At 67.6% G+C, this 16,352-nt stretch carries 14 protein-coding genes; 5 read left to right on the plus strand and 9 right to left on the minus strand.

Features of this window, described 5'->3' with window-relative positions:
- Positions 1-196: 196 nt before the first annotated feature.
- Positions 197-1,573: an ATP-dependent RNA helicase DbpA gene (gene dbpA / locus GDJ08_RS02630; RefSeq protein WP_136003797.1), complete on the plus strand. Its 1,377-nt coding sequence runs from the start codon at positions 197-199 to the stop codon at positions 1,571-1,573.
- 24 nt (positions 1,574-1,597) lie between these two features.
- Here the strand turns inward: dbpA and GDJ08_RS02635 are convergent, their stop codons facing one another.
- The 4 genes from GDJ08_RS02635 to GDJ08_RS02650 form a co-directional block, all read right to left on the minus strand.
- On the minus strand, positions 1,598-2,134 hold the full coding sequence (locus GDJ08_RS02635; RefSeq protein WP_136003795.1) for an adenine phosphoribosyltransferase: 537 nt from the start codon (positions 2,132-2,134) through the stop codon (positions 1,598-1,600).
- 102 nt (positions 2,135-2,236) lie between these two features.
- Positions 2,237-3,802 carry a protein adenylyltransferase SelO gene (locus tag GDJ08_RS02640; protein ID WP_153164242.1) on the minus strand — a complete coding sequence of 522 codons (1,566 nt, stop codon included), beginning with the start codon at positions 3,800-3,802 and terminating at the stop codon, positions 2,237-2,239.
- Between the two features lie 37 nt (positions 3,803-3,839).
- A complete protein-coding gene (locus tag GDJ08_RS02645; RefSeq protein ID WP_017356919.1) occupies positions 3,840-4,532 on the minus strand; it encodes a glutathione S-transferase family protein in 693 nt (230 codons plus the stop codon).
- A gap of 162 nt (positions 4,533-4,694) precedes the next feature.
- Entirely contained in the window at positions 4,695-4,904 is a 210-nt protein-coding gene (locus GDJ08_RS02650; RefSeq protein ID WP_017356920.1) for a cold-shock protein, read from the minus strand.
- Between the two features lie 300 nt (positions 4,905-5,204).
- Here GDJ08_RS02650 and GDJ08_RS02655 point away from each other — a divergent pair, with 300 nt between their 5' ends.
- Complete coding sequence (locus tag GDJ08_RS02655; RefSeq protein ID WP_153164610.1) at positions 5,205-5,681, plus strand: YaiI/YqxD family protein; 477 nt, start codon at positions 5,205-5,207, stop codon at positions 5,679-5,681.
- A 693-nt stretch (positions 5,682-6,374) separates the two neighbouring features.
- Here GDJ08_RS02655 and GDJ08_RS02660 read toward each other — a convergent pair.
- The gene (locus tag GDJ08_RS02660; protein ID WP_153164243.1) at positions 6,375-7,265 is read right to left on the minus strand and encodes a pseudouridine synthase; all 891 of its coding nucleotides are present in this window, start codon (positions 7,263-7,265) and stop codon (positions 6,375-6,377) included.
- Between the two features lie 42 nt (positions 7,266-7,307).
- Here GDJ08_RS02660 and GDJ08_RS02665 point away from each other — a divergent pair, with 42 nt between their 5' ends.
- The 3 genes from GDJ08_RS02665 to GDJ08_RS02675 all read left to right on the plus strand — a co-directional run bounded on the left by GDJ08_RS02665 (position 7,308) and on the right by GDJ08_RS02675 (position 11,206).
- The gene (locus tag GDJ08_RS02665; RefSeq protein WP_017356406.1) at positions 7,308-7,859 is read left to right on the plus strand and encodes a YaeQ family protein; all 552 of its coding nucleotides are present in this window, start codon (positions 7,308-7,310) and stop codon (positions 7,857-7,859) included.
- Positions 7,856-9,040, plus strand: a complete 1,185-nt coding sequence (locus GDJ08_RS02670; protein WP_017356407.1) for a BaiN/RdsA family NAD(P)/FAD-dependent oxidoreductase — start codon at positions 7,856-7,858, stop codon at positions 9,038-9,040. Before GDJ08_RS02665 ends, GDJ08_RS02670 begins: the two co-directional genes overlap by 4 nt.
- Positions 9,041-9,136: 96 nt before the next feature.
- On the plus strand, positions 9,137-11,206 hold the full coding sequence (locus tag GDJ08_RS02675; protein WP_017356408.1) for a GGDEF/EAL domain-containing response regulator: 2,070 nt from the start codon (positions 9,137-9,139) through the stop codon (positions 11,204-11,206).
- A 249-nt stretch (positions 11,207-11,455) separates the two neighbouring features.
- Here GDJ08_RS02675 and fabV read toward each other — a convergent pair whose 3' ends face one another.
- The 4 genes from fabV to yajC form a co-directional block, all read right to left on the minus strand.
- Entirely contained in the window at positions 11,456-12,712 is a 1,257-nt protein-coding gene (gene fabV, locus GDJ08_RS02680; RefSeq protein WP_026070825.1) for an enoyl-ACP reductase FabV, read from the minus strand.
- Between the two features lie 359 nt (positions 12,713-13,071).
- A complete protein-coding gene (secF, locus tag GDJ08_RS02685) occupies positions 13,072-14,046 on the minus strand; it encodes a protein translocase subunit SecF (RefSeq protein ID WP_017356410.1) in 975 nt (324 codons plus the stop codon).
- Positions 14,047-14,065: 19 nt separating this feature from the next.
- Complete coding sequence (gene secD, locus GDJ08_RS02690; RefSeq protein WP_136005950.1) at positions 14,066-15,919, minus strand: protein translocase subunit SecD; 1,854 nt, start codon at positions 15,917-15,919, stop codon at positions 14,066-14,068.
- Positions 15,920-15,977: 58 nt separating this feature from the next.
- On the minus strand, positions 15,978-16,322 hold the full coding sequence (yajC, locus tag GDJ08_RS02695; RefSeq protein ID WP_017356412.1) for a preprotein translocase subunit YajC: 345 nt from the start codon (positions 16,320-16,322) through the stop codon (positions 15,978-15,980).
- Positions 16,323-16,352: the final 30 nt, after the last annotated feature.

Below are 16,352 nucleotides of genomic sequence, written 5' to 3' on the forward strand. Positions count from 1 at the left end.
CCGTCCCCATGCCCTCTGCGCAGATGGACCGTGAACGCATTGCCGTTGTTGATCGTCGCCGCCTGCTGTCCCGTACCGCCGGGTGCCGGACCGCTACGGTGCACGGGAGGAGGCCGGGGAGGGACTGCGGGCGCACGATCCGGCCTCAAGCCTGCCGGCACACGCCCGGTGGCTGGCGCAACGGGTAGAATGTGCCATGAATGAATTCTCCGAACTGCCCCTGTCGGCCTCGCTGGCGGCGGGCATCGACGCGCTGGGCTATACCCGCCTGACCCCCGTGCAGGCGCAGAGCCTGCCGGCCATCCTCGACCGTCGTGACGTAATCGCCCAGGCGCCCACCGGCAGCGGCAAGACTGCCGCCTTCGGCCTTGGCCTGCTGCAGGCACTGGACCCGGCCGTGATCCGCGCACAGGCGCTGGTGCTGTGCCCGACCCGCGAGCTCGCCGACCAGGTCGGCAAGCAGATCCGCAAGCTGGCCACCGGCATTCCCAATCTCAAGCTGGTGGTGCTGACCGGCGGCATGCCGCTGGGCCCGCAGCTGGCCTCGCTGGAGGCCCACGATCCACATGTGGTGGTGGGCACGCCGGGCCGCATCCAGGAACTGGGGCGCAAGCGCGCCCTGCATCTGGGCGGAGTCAAGACGCTGGTGCTGGACGAAGCCGACCGCATGCTCGACATGGGCTTCGAGGAGCCCATCCGCGAGATCGCCGGGCGCACCAGCAAGGATCGCCAGACGCTGCTGTTCTCGGCCACCTTCCCCGACGAGATCCGCGAGATCGCCCGTGTGCTGCTGCGTGACCCGGTCGAAGTGACCGTGGAAGGCGCCGACCATGCGCCCGCGATCCGCCACCTGTTCTGCGAGACCGAGCTGGCGATGAAGCAGAAGGCGCTGGCGGGCCTGCTGCTCAAGTACACGCCCGAGTCGACGGTGGTGTTCTGCAATACCCGGCGCGACGTCGACGAGGTGGCGCTGTCGCTGCAGCAGTTCGGGTTCTCCGCCCTGCCCCTTCACGGCGAGATGGAACAGCGCGACCGCGATGAAGTGCTGGTGCGCTTCGCCAACCGCAGCTGCAACGTACTGGTGGCCAGCGACGTGGCCGCGCGCGGACTGGACGTGCAGGACTTGGCGGCGGTGATCAACTACGAGCTGCCGACCGATATCGAGACCTACGAACACCGCGTCGGCCGCACCGGTCGTGCCGGTGCCACCGGCCTGGCGATCAGCCTGGTCACCGGCCGCGAGCGCAACCGCGCCGACGCGCTGGAAGCGGCACAGGGCGCGCCGCTGGACTGGCAGAAAACCCCGCTGGCGACCGCGCGTCCGGCCGTACTGCCGCAGGCGGCAATGGAGACGCTGCGGATCGACGGCGGCAAGACCGACAAGCTGCGCCCCGGCGACATCCTCGGCGCGCTGACCGGCGAGGCCGGGCTGTCCGCCAAGGTGATCGGCAAGATCGACATCTACGCGACGCGGTCGTACGTGGCCATCGCGCGCGAGCACGTCGGCCGTGCGATCGCACGGCTGGAAGCGGGCAAAATCAAGGGCCGTCGCTTCCGCGTGCGGAAGATGTAAGGGAGCGGCCGCCGCGGGACGGGGTCAGTAGACCAGGTTGGCCAGCAGCGGCACGTTGCTGGTCCAACGCTCGCGGCCGCCGAGTCCGGCCAGTTCGACCAGCACCGCTGCACCGACCACCTCGACCTGCAACTGCTGCGCGAGCGACAACGCCGCCAGCAGCGTGCCTCCCGTGGCAAGCACGTCGTCGACCACCAGCACCCGCGCACCGGCCGGCAGCGCGTCGGCATGCACCTCGATGCTGTCGGTGCGGTATTCCAGCGTGTAGTCCTGTTTCAACGTCCGGCCGGGCAGCTTGCCCGGCTTGCGCACCGGCACGAAGCCCACGCCCAGCACCCGCGCCATCGCCGCGCCCAGGATGAAACCACGTGATTCGATGCCCATCACCGCCGCCAGGCGCGCGTCGCGCCAGGGGGCGACCATTGCATCGACGGCCGCAGCGAAATCCTCGCCGTTGGCCAGCAGCGGCATGATGTCCTTGAACAGGATGCCGGGCTTGGGGAAATCGGCGATATCGCGCAGGCGGCCGGCCCAGGCGGGCGTGGTGGGAGAATCGGTCATGGGGATCGGGTAAAGCAGGTGGGCGGCATAGGGTAACCCGACCCGCCCACCGGGCCGCTCACCTGCCTCCGCCGCCGGTGGGACCCAGCGTTGCAGGGGGCGTCAGGAACTGCAGGAGAGCATCGAACAGCCCGCCTTGTCGCGCGCCCACTCGGGGCGCTTGCCCGCATAGTGCGCGCGCCCCGGCTGGACGTCGTACGGATGCCGCAGCACCTCCAGCAGCGTGTGCACGCCGCTGAGGTCGCCCTGCTCCGCCTGCTCGATCGCCTCCTGCGCCAGCCAGTTGCGCAGCACATAGAGCGGATTGGCGCGCGCCATCGTCTGCTCGCGCGCCGCGCGGTCCAGCGGGTCGGCGCGCAGCCGCGCGGCGTACTGCTGCAGCCATGCCTGCAGCGCCGGAAGCACCGCCGTGCGGCGTTCGGCGCTGTAGAACGCATCCTCCAGAACGTCCACCGACGGCGCCTGCGGGTCCAGCCCGATCAGGCCGCGGAACGCCAGCGTCATGTCCATCCCGCCGTCCTGCAGGATCTGCAGCCACGCGGCCATCATCGCCACGTCGTCGTCGCGACACTGGTCCAGACCCAATTTGGCGGCAATGTCGGCGCGCTCGCACTGCGCATGCACGTCCTGGAACCGGGCCAGCCCTGCATGCAATGGCGCGACGTCGTCAAACAGCGGCGACAGCGCCTGCGCCAGGCGGGTCAGGTTCCAGTACGCCACCTGCGGCTGGGTGCCGAAGCGGTAGCGCCGGCCCTGTGCGTCGGTGGTGTTGGGGGTCCAGTCGGGATCGTAATCCTCGACCCAGCCGTACGGGCCATAGTCGATGGTCAGCCCCAGGATGGACATGTTGTCGGTGTTCATTACCCCGTGCACGAAGCCCACCCGCATCCAGTGCGCCACCATCCTCGCCGTGCGCTCGCAGACCTGGGTGAACCATGCCGCGTAACGCGCGGCGCCGGCATCGGCGAGCGCCGGGAAATCGCGGGCGATGCACACATCGGCCAGCTGCCGCAGCAACGCGGTATCGCCGCGCGAGGCCGGCAGTTCGAAGGTTCCGAATCGCATGAACGAGGGGGCCACCCGGCAGACGATCGCACCCGGTTCGGGCGCCGGATGACCGTCGTAGAACATGTCGCGCACTACGGCGTCGCCACTGCCCACCAGGCTCAGAGCGCGTGTGGTCGGCACGCCGAGATGGTGCATCGCCTCGCTGCACAGGAATTCGCGGATGGACGAGCGAAGCACCGCGCGCCCATCGGCACCGCGCGAATACGGGGTGCGTCCGGCCCCCTTGAGCTGCAGCTCCCAGCGCGCGCCGTCGGGTGCGATCAGTTCGCCCAGCGAGATCGCACGGCCGTCGCCGAGCTGGCCGGCCCAATGTCCGAACTGATGGCCACCGTAGTTGGCTGCCCACGGCTGCATCCCGGCATACAGCGCATTGCCGCCAAACACGCGCGGGAAATCCGCGCTGTCCAGCAGCTCGGGACCGATGCCCAGCAGCGCGGCGACCTCCTCCGCATACGCCAACAGCCGCGGGGCCGTCACCGGCGTCGGCAGCACCGACGACCAGCCCGCGCCGCGCACCTCGCGCACCCGCGGGCCAGTCTCCTCGTCGCCGGGCAGATCACGGATGAAACGGTTGTCGAAACGCAGCGGCTCAGTGCTCATGACCAGCAGATGGGGGCACAGGCGCCCCCCCGCAAGCTCAACCGGCGCCGGCGCCGAGGTCCAGCGCGCCCCCACGCTCCACCGCACGCTGGTACGCCGGGCGCTGCTCGATGCGCTGCAGGAAGCTGCGCAGTTTCGGGTAGGCCGCCATGCTGCCCGCACGCGAGGCGGCGGCCTGGATCGGGAAGCTCATCTGGATGTCGGCGGCGGTGAATCGCTCGCCGGCAAACCACGGCGCACTGCCCAGCTCACGCTCCATCCAGTCCAGGTGCAGGGTCAGCTGTGGACCGACGAATCCCTTCATCACCTTGTCGGCGATGCCGCGGGCGATCGGTCGCGCGAAGAACGGCATCGGCGCCTTGCGCACCCGCGCGAACACCAGGCTGAGCAGCAGCGGCGGCATCGCCGAGCCCTCGGCGTAGTGCATCCAGTAGCGATAGCGGATGCGTTCGGGGGCCTGTGCAGGCAACAGTTCGGGGGACAACTGGCGGGCGCTGTCGTAGCGGTCGGCCAGGTACTCCAGGATCGCACCGGATTCGGCCAGGACCAGCGCGTCGTCCTGCAGCACCGGCGATTTACCCAAAGGATGGACATCGCGCAGCGCCTGCGGCGCCAGCCAGGTCTTCCGATCGCGCTGATAGGTCACGACCTGGTATGGCAGGCCCAGCTCTTCAAGCATCCACAGCACGCGCTGCGAGCGCGAGTGGTCCAGATGGTGCACTTTGATCATCGATCGTTCCGCGCGTTCAAACCCGCATCGTAACCGCGCGCCTGCCGCGGTGACGTCACGAGCGTGCGCCGTCGCGTACACCGCGCCGTGGAGAAGACAATAAAAAACGCCGGAAGCTTTCGCTTCCGGCGTTCATGGCGACCTTACGGTAGCAGGGGTCGATTAGACCGCCTGCACCTGGTCAGCCTGCATACCCTTCTGGCCCTGGACGGCGACGAAGGTGACCTTCTGGCCTTCCTGCAGCGACTTGAAGCCGGTGCCCTGGATGGCGCGGAAGTGGACGAAGAGGTCCGGGCCGCTTTCCGGGGTGATGAAGCCGAAGCCCTTGGCGTCGTTGAACCACTTCACGGTGCCCTGCTGACGATCAGACATGTACTAACTCCTGAAACAAAAGTTGAAATAATCGCGGCCGCCGGATATCGGAGCCGAGACTGAGTTGCAGGCGTTGGTAAAGCGGATCGATGAGCAGATCGTGAGATCAACTGCACCAGGCCACGATTCACGGTGACCCTAGCAAACACAGTGTGGGGGACGATACTCGTGTTTTACCGAAAAAGCGATAGCTGATTTATTCAGCCATCCCCCCGTCCCGCCTGACAGGACAAGGGATTGACCAATTCTACACGAAATCTGAGTCCCCATTCAGACTTTTCCTACCTTAAGATCAGCCAAATGCCCGATTCAAGTTCTGCCGTTTCCCGCATCTGGGTGGATGCCGATGCCTGTCCTGGCGTGATCAAGGAGATCCTTTTCCGCGCGGCTGAACGCGTCAGGATTCCGGTGACACTGGTCGCGAACCAGTGGCTGCGCACCCCGCCCTCGCGCTGCATCACCGCCATCCAGGTCCCGCCGGGGCTGGATGTGGCCGACAACGTGATCGTAGAGCGCATGGCAGCCGGCGACCTGGTGGTTACCCAGGACATCCCGCTCGCCGCGCTGGTACTGGAAAAGGGCGGCGTGGCCCTGAATCCGCGGGGGCAGCTGTACACCCCGGACAACATGGCCGAGCGGCTGTCCATGCGCAATTTCATGGAGGAGCTGCGCGGCGCCGGTATCCAGACCGGCGGCCCACCCCCACTGGACGCGCGCGATCGCCAGCGCTTCGCCGCAGCGCTGGACCGCTGGCTCGCCCATCGCTCAGGAAGCTGACTCTATTGCGGGCCGCGCTGCGCGCGCCAGCCGGGCAGAGCCCGGCTCTACGTCGGTTCCCAATGCCTCACCGTAGAGCCGGGCTCTGCCCGGCTGCTCTCCGGTCCGTCGCCGCAACGCCCGCGCTGCGCGCGATAGCCAGCCGGGCAGAGCCCGGCTCTACGTCTGTTCCCAACGCTTCACCGTTGCGCCGGGCTCTGCCCGGCTGCTCTCCGGTCCGTCGCCGCAACGCCCGCGCTGCGCGCGCCAGCCAGCCGGGCAGAGCCCGGCTCTACGTCTGCTCCCAATGCCTCACCGTAGAGCCGGGCTCTGCCCGGCTGCTCTCCGGTCCGTCGCCGCAACGCCCGCGCTGCGCGCGATAGCCGGGCAGAGCCCGGCTCTACGTCTGTTCCCAATGCCTCACCGTAGAGCCGGGCTCTGCCCGGCTGCTCTCCGATCCCTCGCCGCAACGCCCGCGCTGCGCGCGATAGCCGGGCAGAGCCCGGCTCTACGTCTGCTCCCAACGCTTCACCGTTGCGCCGGGCTCTGCCCGGCTGCTCTCCGATCCTCCACCGCAACGCCCGCGCTGCGCGCGATAGCCGGGCAGAGCCCGGCTCTACGTCTGCTCCCAACGCTTCACCGTTGCGCCGGGCTCTGCCCGGCTGCTCTCCGATCCGCCACCGCAACGCCCGCGCTGCGCGCGCCAGCCGGGCGCTACACGATCAGCTGGCGGCCGCTGGTGAAGCTGCGGCGTTGACCGCTGAGGGGGTCGACGAACGCCAGCGCCTGGGCGAGGAGCTGCAGCGGTTCACCGGGATCCCGCTGCCCCTCTGTGCGCAGCACCGGGTACAGGTCGTCGCCGAGAATCGGGGCTCCCAGTGCGGCCATGTGCACGCGCAATTGGTGCTTGCGCCCGGATTCGGGGTCCAGCCGATAGCGCCACACCGGGCCGCCGGCGTCGATCACCTCGATCCGGGTGCGTGCGTTGGGCACGCCAGCCGCTTCGGCCATGCGGAAGAATGGCTCGCCCGGCACCAGCCGGCTGTGCCGCTCCAGCGGGAACTGCAACGCCGGCAGTGCCGGGGCCAGGGCCTGGTAGGTCTTGTCGATGCGACGCTCGCGGAACAGCCGCTGGTAGGCATCGCGCGTGGCCGGGCGGGTCGAGAACAGCACCAGCCCCGCCGTCAGCCGGTCCAGGCGGTGCAATGGCACCAGGTGCGGATTGCCCGTACGCGCCACCAGCCGCGCCAGCAGGGTCTCGCGAACGTGCCCGCCGGCCGGCGTGACCGGCAGGAAATGCGGCTTTTCGGCCACCAGCAGGTCGTCGTCCTGATGCAGGATCGACTCGACGAACGGGATCGCCGGTTCACCCTCCACCTCACGGAAGTAACGGATCTCCAGACCGACCTGCCAGGGCTGCTCCGCCGCCAGCGCCCTGCCCTGCACATCGAGCACCCGTCCACGCGCGAAACGGTCAACCCACTGGGCGCGGTCGATGCGCGGGAAGCGCGCGCACAGCCCGTCGAGCAGGCAGCCCCAATCGCCCGGGGGCAACTGCAGGCGGCTGGCGGCAACATCGGCGGAAACGGGATCGGACGGGGTCATGGCCCACGCATTATCATGGCGCTCTTTGTTTACGGTACCCCCATGGCCCTCACCGCCACCATCCGCAAGGCCGAACTCCAGATCAGCGACATGGATCGTGGCTACTACGCCACCCACACGCTCACCCTGGCCCAGCACCCGTCGGAGACCGACGACCGCCTGATGGTGCGGCTGCTGGCCTTCGCCCTGAATGCCGATGACCGCCTGGAATTCGGCCGCGGGCTGAGCGTGGACGACGAGCCGGATCTGTGGCGCCGCGATTACACCGGCGACATCGAGCTGTGGATCGAACTGGGCCAGCCGGACGAATCGCGCCTGCGCAAGGCCGCCGGCCGTTCTCGCGCGGTGCAGCTGATCACCTACGGCGGGCGCGCCACCGATATCTGGTGGGAGCGCAACGCCGCAGCGGCCAACAAGCTGTCAGTGCTGGAGGTGATGGATCTGCCGGCCGACTTCGTCGCCGAATGGGGTGCACAGGTCGAGCGCACCATGCGCTGGGACGTGCTGATCCAGGACGGCGAGGTGCAGCTGCTCTCGGACAAGGCGCAACTGGCCGTGACGCCGGTCTGGCGCAAGCGCAAACCGCAGGCATGAGCGTGATCCGCTGCGACGTGCTGGTCATCGGGGCCGGTGCGGCCGGGCTGATGTGTGCGCTCACGGCGGGCCAGCGCGGTCGCATCGTGCAGGTGATCGACCATGCCAACAAGGTCGGCAAGAAGATCCTGATGTCCGGTGGCGGGCGCTGCAACTTCACCAACACCGGCACCACCCCGGCCAACTTCCTGTCGGCCAACCCGCATTTCTGCAAGTCCGCGCTGGCACGCTATACGCCCGGCGACTTCATCGAGATGGTCGAACGCCACGGCATCGCCTATCACGAAAAGGAACTGGGCCAGCTGTTCTGCGACGTCTCGTCCAAGCAGATCGTGCGCATGCTGGTGGACGAGTGCCAGGCGGCAGGCGTGCAGATCCGCACTGACTGCGGCGTGGACAAGGTGGAGCGCGGCGCCGACGGCTTCCACGTCCACACCGCGCAGGGCCATTTCCACGCCGCATCGCTGGTGGTGGCGACCGGCGGCCTGTCGATCCCCAGCCTGGGCGCCACCGGTTTCGGTTACGAGCTGGCCCGCCAGTTCGGCCACACCGTGCTGCCCACGCGCGCCGGCCTGGTGCCGTTGACCCTGAGTGGCACGCATCAGGAACGCTTCCACGACCTGAGCGGGGTCGCCCTGCCGGTCGCAGCGCGCTGCGGCGACGTCGCGTTCCGCAATTCCATGCTGATCACCCACCGCGGCGTCAGCGGCCCGGCGATCCTGCAGATCTCCTCGTTCTGGCAGCCCGGCGACGACCTGCGCCTAGACCTGCTGCCCGACCGCGATGCCGAGACCTGGCTGCGCGACATGAAGCGCGACCGCGGCGCCGCCGAGCTGCGCACCGTGCTGTCGGAGGTGGTGCCACGCCGGCTGGCACTGCGTCTGTGCGAGCACTGGCTGCCGGACCGTCCGGTGCGCCAGATCGACGAGCGCCAGCTGCGCGAGGCGGCCGCCCTGCTGCAGGACTTCCCGCTGGTGGCCAGCGGCACGGAGGGCTACCGGACCGCCGAGGTCACCCTGGGCGGGGTGGACACGCGCAAGGTGTCCTCCAGCACATTCGAATCGCAGCTGGTGCCGGGCCTGCACTTCATTGGCGAAGTGCTGGACGTGACCGGCTGGCTGGGCGGATACAACTTCCAATGGGCGTGGGCCTGCGGCCATGCCGCCGGCCAGGTGGTCTAGGCCGACGATTCCGTGATCGGGTACCGCGAGTACCGCCGTCAGCATGGACGTAATCCCACGCATCGTGTATCAAGTTTGCAGTCTGGGGAGTAGTGAATGCAGAACGCGAATGACATGACCGTCCGCCTGCTGATCGTGGACGACAGCGGGGAGAACGCTGAGACCATCGTCAGCACGTTGCGCAACAGCGGCATCGCGGTGCGCCCGGCGCGCCCGCAGAACAGCGAGGAGCTGGCGCAGGTGCTGGGCAGCCAGCCGATCGACCTGATCCTGGCCGCCCCTGGACAGAGCATTCCGCTCCTGCAGGTAACCCAGCAGATCGCGGCGAGCGGCAAGGACATCCCGATGATCCTGCTGGCCGAACGCCTGGACGAGAACGAATGGGTGGAAGCCGGTGCCAACGGCATCCGGGCCATCGCGTTGCGCCACCGCCCCGAGCACCTGCTGGCAGTGGTCCGCAACGAGTGGACCGACCTGCAGGCGCGCCGCGGGCTGCGCCGGATCGAGGCGCAGATGCGTGAGACCGAGCGACGCTGCGACGCGCTGATCTCGTCCTCGCGCGATCCCATCGCCTACATCCACGAAGGCATGCACATCCGCGCCAACGAAGCCTATCTGGAGATGTTCGGCTACGAGGCGTTCGACGACGTGGAAGGCATCTCGCTGCTGGACATGGTGGCGCCGCAGCACGTGGACGGCTTCAAACAGCTGCTCAAGTCGCTGAGCAGGGGCGACGCGCCGCCGCCGCAGTACCAGGTGGACGCGCGCAACCAGGACGGCGCCGTGTTTCCGGCGACGATGGAGTTCACCCAGGCCAGCTATGAGGGCGAGTCGTGCCTGCAGGTGGTGTTCCGCCGCCGCATGGAGTTCGACCCGGAGCTGGCCCGCGAGGTCGAGGACCTGCGCCAGCGCGACCAGGTGACGGGCCTGCTCAACCGCCCGACGTTCATGCTGCACGTGGAGAATGCGGTGGCCCAGGCCGGTCGCAGCGAAGGCCAGTTTGGCCTGCTGCTGATCGAGCCGGACCACTACGCGCGCCTGCTGCCGGACATCGGCCTGGATTCGGCCGATGTGCTGATCGGCGCGCTGGGCCAGGTGCTGGCCGACACCGTCGGCGATGACGCGCGCCTGGCGCGCTTCGGCGAGCACAGCTTCGCCGTGCTGACCGAGGGCCCCTACGCGCACACCGTGGCGCTGGCCGACCAGATCCGCGAGGCTTACGCCGCCAAGGTATTCAGCATCGGCGACCGCTCGGCCACGGTGACGGTGAGCATCGGCGGGGTACAGGTCGGCGAGAAGATTGCCAGCATCGGCCAGGTGCTCGCGCGGGCAACCGAGTGCACGCACGCAGCGTCGGAGCTGGGCAACACCACGCGCATCTTCGACCCCGCCGCAGTCGACCGGGTCGAGGAAGAACGCATCCAGCGCTGGGTGGCGCGTATCCGTGAAGCCCTGGCCGGCGACGGGTTCCAGCTGCACTACCAGCCGGTGCTGAACCTGCAGGGCGAGGCGCTGGAGCTGTACGAGGCCTACCTGCGCCTGGAGAACAACGGTGAGCTGCTGAGCCCGACGGCCTTCCTGGGCATCGCCGAGGAGCACGGGCTGCTGGCCGACATCAACCGCTGGGTGGTGGCCCATGCGATCGGCGTCCTGGGCGAGCGCGAACGCGCCGGCCATCCAACACACATGATGGTGAAGGTGACACCGGAATCGTTCAACGATCCGCAGATGATCGCCACCCTGCGCCGCGAGCTGCTGGCCAACGGGGTACCCGGCGAGCGGCTGTGGCTGCACGCGCCGGAAGCGAAGGTGTTCACGCACCTGCGCAATGCGCAGCAGTTCCTGGCCGAGGTGGCGCCGCTGGGCTGCCGGATCGGACTGGAGCAGTTTGGCTCGGGCTTGGATTCGTTCCAGCTGCTGGCGCATTTCCAGCCGCAGTTCCTGAAGCTGGACCGCGACTTCACCAGCGATTTCGCACGCACGCGCGAGCACAGCGAGAAGATCAGCGAAATCACCGCCCGCGCGCAGTCGGCCAACATCCGAACCATCGCCGAGTTCGTGGCCGATGCGAATTCGATGAGCCTGCTGTTCAGTGCCGGCGTGGATTACGTGCAGGGCGAGTTCGTGGGGCCTGCCGGTCCATTGATGAACTTCGACTTCGCCTGAGGCAGGCGCTGTCGCCGGAGTGCGGGTCGGCCGCGCGCGGGGGCCTTCCACAGTGCCGCGGTAGCCGCGGATGAAACGGCCAGGCTGCCGTTGGCTGCCGTGACGACGTGAGCATCGAGAGCGGGAGTATCCGCCCGCCTCGCACGGAAGAAGCAGACGCGTGCGTCAACGCAACGCCGACAACGACAATGCCGCCCGAAGGCGGCATGTCGTATCGCATCACAGCCGACCAAGGGTCGGCGTGCGCTATCAGGTCATGTCGACCAGGTTGGGGATGGCCACGTCGGTGGCGACGTCCGCCTCATAGTCCACGCCTTCCACGCCGAAACCGAACAGACGCAGGAAATCGGCCTTGTAGCCGGCCAGGTCGCTGATCTCGTAGAGGTTTTCATTGGTCACCTGCGGCCACAGCGCAACCACTTCACCCTGCACGTCCGGCGCCATTTCCTTGTAGTCCGCGCGCAGGCGGCCGGCTTCATCGACCAGCTCCACCGGGTGTCCGTCGGCAAGCAGCTGGTGGCGCAGGCGCTCGGTGGCGGTGCCGGTGTCCTTGCCACCGTAGAGGATGTCGTACAGCGTATCGAGCTGCTCGATGCAGCCTTCGTGGGTGCCCTTGGCCTTCATCACCTTGAACAGCAGCGACAGGTACAGCGGCATGGTCGGGATCGCGGAGCTGGCCTGGGTCACCACCGCCTTGAGCACCGACACGCGCGCGTCGCCGCCGATCGTCTCCAGCTTCGCGCGCAGACCCAGCACCTTCTGGTCCAGATCCTTCTTGGCTGCGCCGATGGAACCGTTCCAGTAGATCGCCTGGGTGATCTCCTCACCCACATAGGTGAACGCGGTGGTGGTGGCACCCTCGGCCAGCACGCCGGCTTCCAGCAGCGCATCGATCCACATCTGCCAGTCTTCGCCACCCATCACGGCCACGGTACCGGCGATCTCTTCCGGCGTGGCCGGTTCGATCGTGGTTTCGGTGATGACTTCCTTGTCGGTATCCAGACCACGCAGGGTGATCGGCGCACCGATCGGCTTGAGCGTGGAGCTGATCACTTCACCCGTCCTGGGGTGTTTGCGGCGCGGCGCGGCCAGGCTGTAGACGACCTGGTCGACCTGGCCCAGGTCCTGCCGGATCAGCTCGATGACCTTGGCCTTGACCTCGTCGGAGAACGCATCGCCGTTGATGCTCTTGGCGTACAGACCGGCCTGCCCGGCATACTTGTGGAACGCGGCCGAGTTGTACCAGCCAGCGGTGCCGGGCTTGGTGTCGGTGCCGGGTCGCTCGAAGAACACACCCAGGGTGGCGGCATCGCTGCCGAAGGCGGCGGTGATGCGTGCAGCCAGGCCGTAGCCGGTGGACGCGCCGAGCACCAGCACCTTCTTCGGGCCGTTGACGATCTTCGGCTTGGACTGGATGTAGTCGATCTGCTGCTTGACAGCGGCGTCGCAGCCGACCGGATGGGTGGTGACGCAGATGAAGCCGCGCACACGCGGTTTGATGACCATGAAGACCTCGATGGGAACAGGCGCAGGCACGGCCTGCGCGATGAAAAGGGCGGCGCGCCATCGGAACGGCTGCGCGGAACGCATGGGATCGTAGTGCGCGGGGGCGCGTTGCACAACCGACGGGGGTGTATGGCCGCCCCCTGTCAGGGAGCGCGGGTAAGGCCATGCCAGTGTCAGGACACGCCGTGAACCCATCCTTGGGGGCTCGTAGGCGGCATCCATGCCGCCTACGGTCCTGCCACTGGCATGACCTCACCCGCCCCGAAGTGGGTCGGGCCGGAAGGGAAGAGCCGAAGAGCCAGTCCCCAACGAAAAAGCCGCGCAGGGCGCGGCTTTTCCGGTGTTGCGGTGCAGGCCGCTTACGGGCGGCGTGCCAGGGCTTCGACGTCCTTGGCCTTGGGCAGGAGGTCCTGCTTGGTCACGGCCAGCACGCCCATCGTCAGCAGCGGGCAGGCGATGAAGATCGAGGACAGCGTACCGATCACCGCGCCGATCATCTGGCTCAGCGCCAGCCCTTCCAGCGAACCGCCACCGTACAGGTACAGCGCCAGCACCGACAGGAAGAACACCAGCGAGGTGATGATGGTGCGCGACAGGGTCTGGTTGATCGAGCGGTTCATCACTTCCAGCGGCTCCACGCGCAGGCTGCGGAAGTTCTCGCGGACACGGTCGAAGACCACGATGGTGTCGTTGATCGAGAAGCCCATCACCGACAGCAGGCCCGCCAGCACGGTCAGGTCGAACTCGCGACCGCTGAGCGAGAAGTAGCCGGCGACCACCAGTACGTCGAACAGGGTGGTAATGATGGCGACCATCGCGAACTTCCACTCGAAGCGGAAGCCGATGTAGATCAGGAAGCCGACGAGCACGAACAGCGCGGCGTACAGGCCGTTCAGCGCCAGCTCCTTGCCTACCTGCGGGCCGACGAACTCGGCGCCGACGATGGTGGCCCGGTTGCCTTCCACCGAGATCGCCTTCTGGACGGCCTGGGCGGTACGGTTGTTGGCTTCGCCGGCGTTCTCGCCCTCGCCCATCGCCTGCGGCTGCAGACGGATCAGCAGGTTGCTGCCGCTGCCGAAGTTCTGCACCTGGGCGCCACCGTAACCGGCCCCCTCCAGGTGCTCACGCACGGCATCGACGTCGGCCGGCTTGTCGAAGCGCACTTCGACCACCGTGCCGCCCGTGAAGTCCAACGCGTAGTTGAAGCCCTTGAAGGCAATGCAGCCCACGGCGGCGATGAACACCAGCGCGGCCAGCGTGATCGCCACCCAGCGGGTACGCATGAAGTCGAACTTGGTGTCGTTCGGAATCAGATGCAACGGGAACAGTTTCATGGTTTCGATTCTCTTCCCGTCAGATGGCCAGGGACTTGAGCTTCTTGCGGCGGCTGTAGACCAGAACGGCCAGCGCACGCGAGACGGTGATTGCGGTGAACATCGAGGCCAGGATGCCGACGATCATCGTGACCGCGAAGCCCTTCAGCGGACCGGTACCGAAGGCGTACAGCGCCACGCCGGCCAGCATGCCGGTGAGGTTGGCGTCCAGGATCGTGCCCGAGGCCTTTTCGTAACCGGCGACGATCGACGCCTTCGGCGGGACGCCGGCGCGCAGTTCTTCGCGGATACGTTCGTTGATCAGCACGTTGGCGTCGACCGACAGGCCGATCGACAGCGCCAGGCCGGCGAAGCCGGGAAGCGTCATCGTGGCGCCGAACAGCGACATCACCGCCACCACGATCAGCAGGTTGAACAGCATGGCCACCGAGGTGATCACGCCGAACATGCGGTAGTACACGGTGAAGAAGACCAGCGTGAACAGGAAGGCGAAGCCCACGGCGGTCACGCCGCGCTCGACGTTCTCCGCACCCAGGCTGGGACCGACGATGCGCTCTTCGACGAAGTCCATCGGTGCAGCCAGCGAGCCGGACTTCAGGAGCTTGGCCAGGTTTTCCGCTTCCGCCTTGTCCAGGCCGGTGGTCTGGAAGTTCTTGCCGAACACGCCGTTGATGTTGGCGACCGAAATCACCTCCTCCTTGACGCGGAAGCTGCGCACTTCCTTGCCGTCGACCACGTTGACGGTCGGGATGCGCTCGGTGTACACCACCGCCATCGGCTTGTTCACGTTGGCCGCGGTGAAGTCGAACATGCGCTGGCCGCCGACGTTGTTCAGGGTCACGCTGACCGCGGCCAGGCCGTTCTGGTCGGTGGTGGCCTGCGCAGCAACCATCTGGTCACCGGTGACGATCACGCGCTTGTTCAGCAGGATCGGGCCGCGATTGTCGCGCTGCTGGTAAACCTTGGCCTCCGGCGGAATGCGGCCGCTGGTGATGGCGTCCTGTGCGTTGCCTTCAACCACGGCGCGGTATTCCAGCGTCGCGGTGGCACCGATCATGCGCTTGGCTTCGGCGGTGTCCTGCACGCCCGGCAGCTGCACGACCACGCGGTCGGCGCCCTGGCGCTGGATGATCGGCTCGGCCACGCCCAGCTGGTTGACGCGGTTGCGCAGGGTGTTGACGTTCTGCTCGATGGCCCCGTTGGCGATCGACGTCAGCTCGGTTTCCGGCACGCTCACGGTGACGCGGTTGCCGGCCACGTCGTAGCCCAGGGCCGGCTGCGCCTTGTACATCACGTCACGGGCGCGGGCGGCAGCATCGGCACCGGCGGACGGGCTGATGCTGGCCACGATGGTGTTGTCCGGGCGACGCTCCACCGACTGGTAGGCGATACGGGCGTCGCGCAGGCTGGTGCGCACGTCTTCGGCGTAGGCATCCAGGCGCTTGTCCAGCGCGGCCTTCTGGTCGACCTGCAGCACGAAGTGCACGCCGCCTTGGAGATCCAGGCCCAACACCATCGGCTTGGCGCCGAGATCGCTCAGCCAGGTGGGCACGGTGGAGGCCAGGTTCAGGGCGACCACGTAGTCCTCGCCCATTTCATCCCGAAGCGCGTCGTTGGCGGCCGTCTGCGCCTGCAGACTGGGCAGGCGCACGATCAAGCTGTCGCCCTCCTTGGCCACCGACAGCGGTTCCACGCCGGCCTGCTTGAGGTCGCCCAGCACGCGGTCGCGCAGGGCGTCGTCGATCTGCCCGCCACGGTTGGCGGTGATCTGCACGGCAGGGTCCTTCTGGTAGATGTTCGGCAGCGCATACAGCGCGCTGACCGCCAGTACGATCAGGATGAGGAAGTACTTCCAGCGTGGAAATTCGAGCATTGCTTGGGTCCCGCGCGGTGCCCGTCCCGGCACCGCGGTTGAACGGAAAGGGAGTGGATCAGTTGGCCGACTTCAGCGTGCCGGTCGGCAGCACGTTGCCCACGGCGCCCTTCTGCACGCGGATGCGCACGTTGTCGGCCACTTCGATGGTGATGAAGTTGTCGCCGATGTCGGTCACCACGCCGGCGATGCCGCCGTTGGTCAGCACTTCATCGCCGCGCTTGATCTTCTCCAGCATCGCCTTGTGTTCCTTCTGGCGCTTCATCTGCGGGCGGATCATCAGGAAGTACATGACCGCGATCAGGACGATCGGGACCAGGAACGTCGTCCAGGAGGCACCCGGCGGCTGGCCGGCAGCGGACTGGGCGTGTGCGGCGGGGATCAGGAAGGCGATCAGGTTCATACAGTGTGTCCTTGGGTTGGAGGCGCCCCG

The sequence above is a fragment of the Stenotrophomonas nematodicola genome (assembly GCF_009467805.1).
GTDB lineage: Bacteria > Pseudomonadota > Gammaproteobacteria > Xanthomonadales > Xanthomonadaceae > Stenotrophomonas > Stenotrophomonas nematodicola.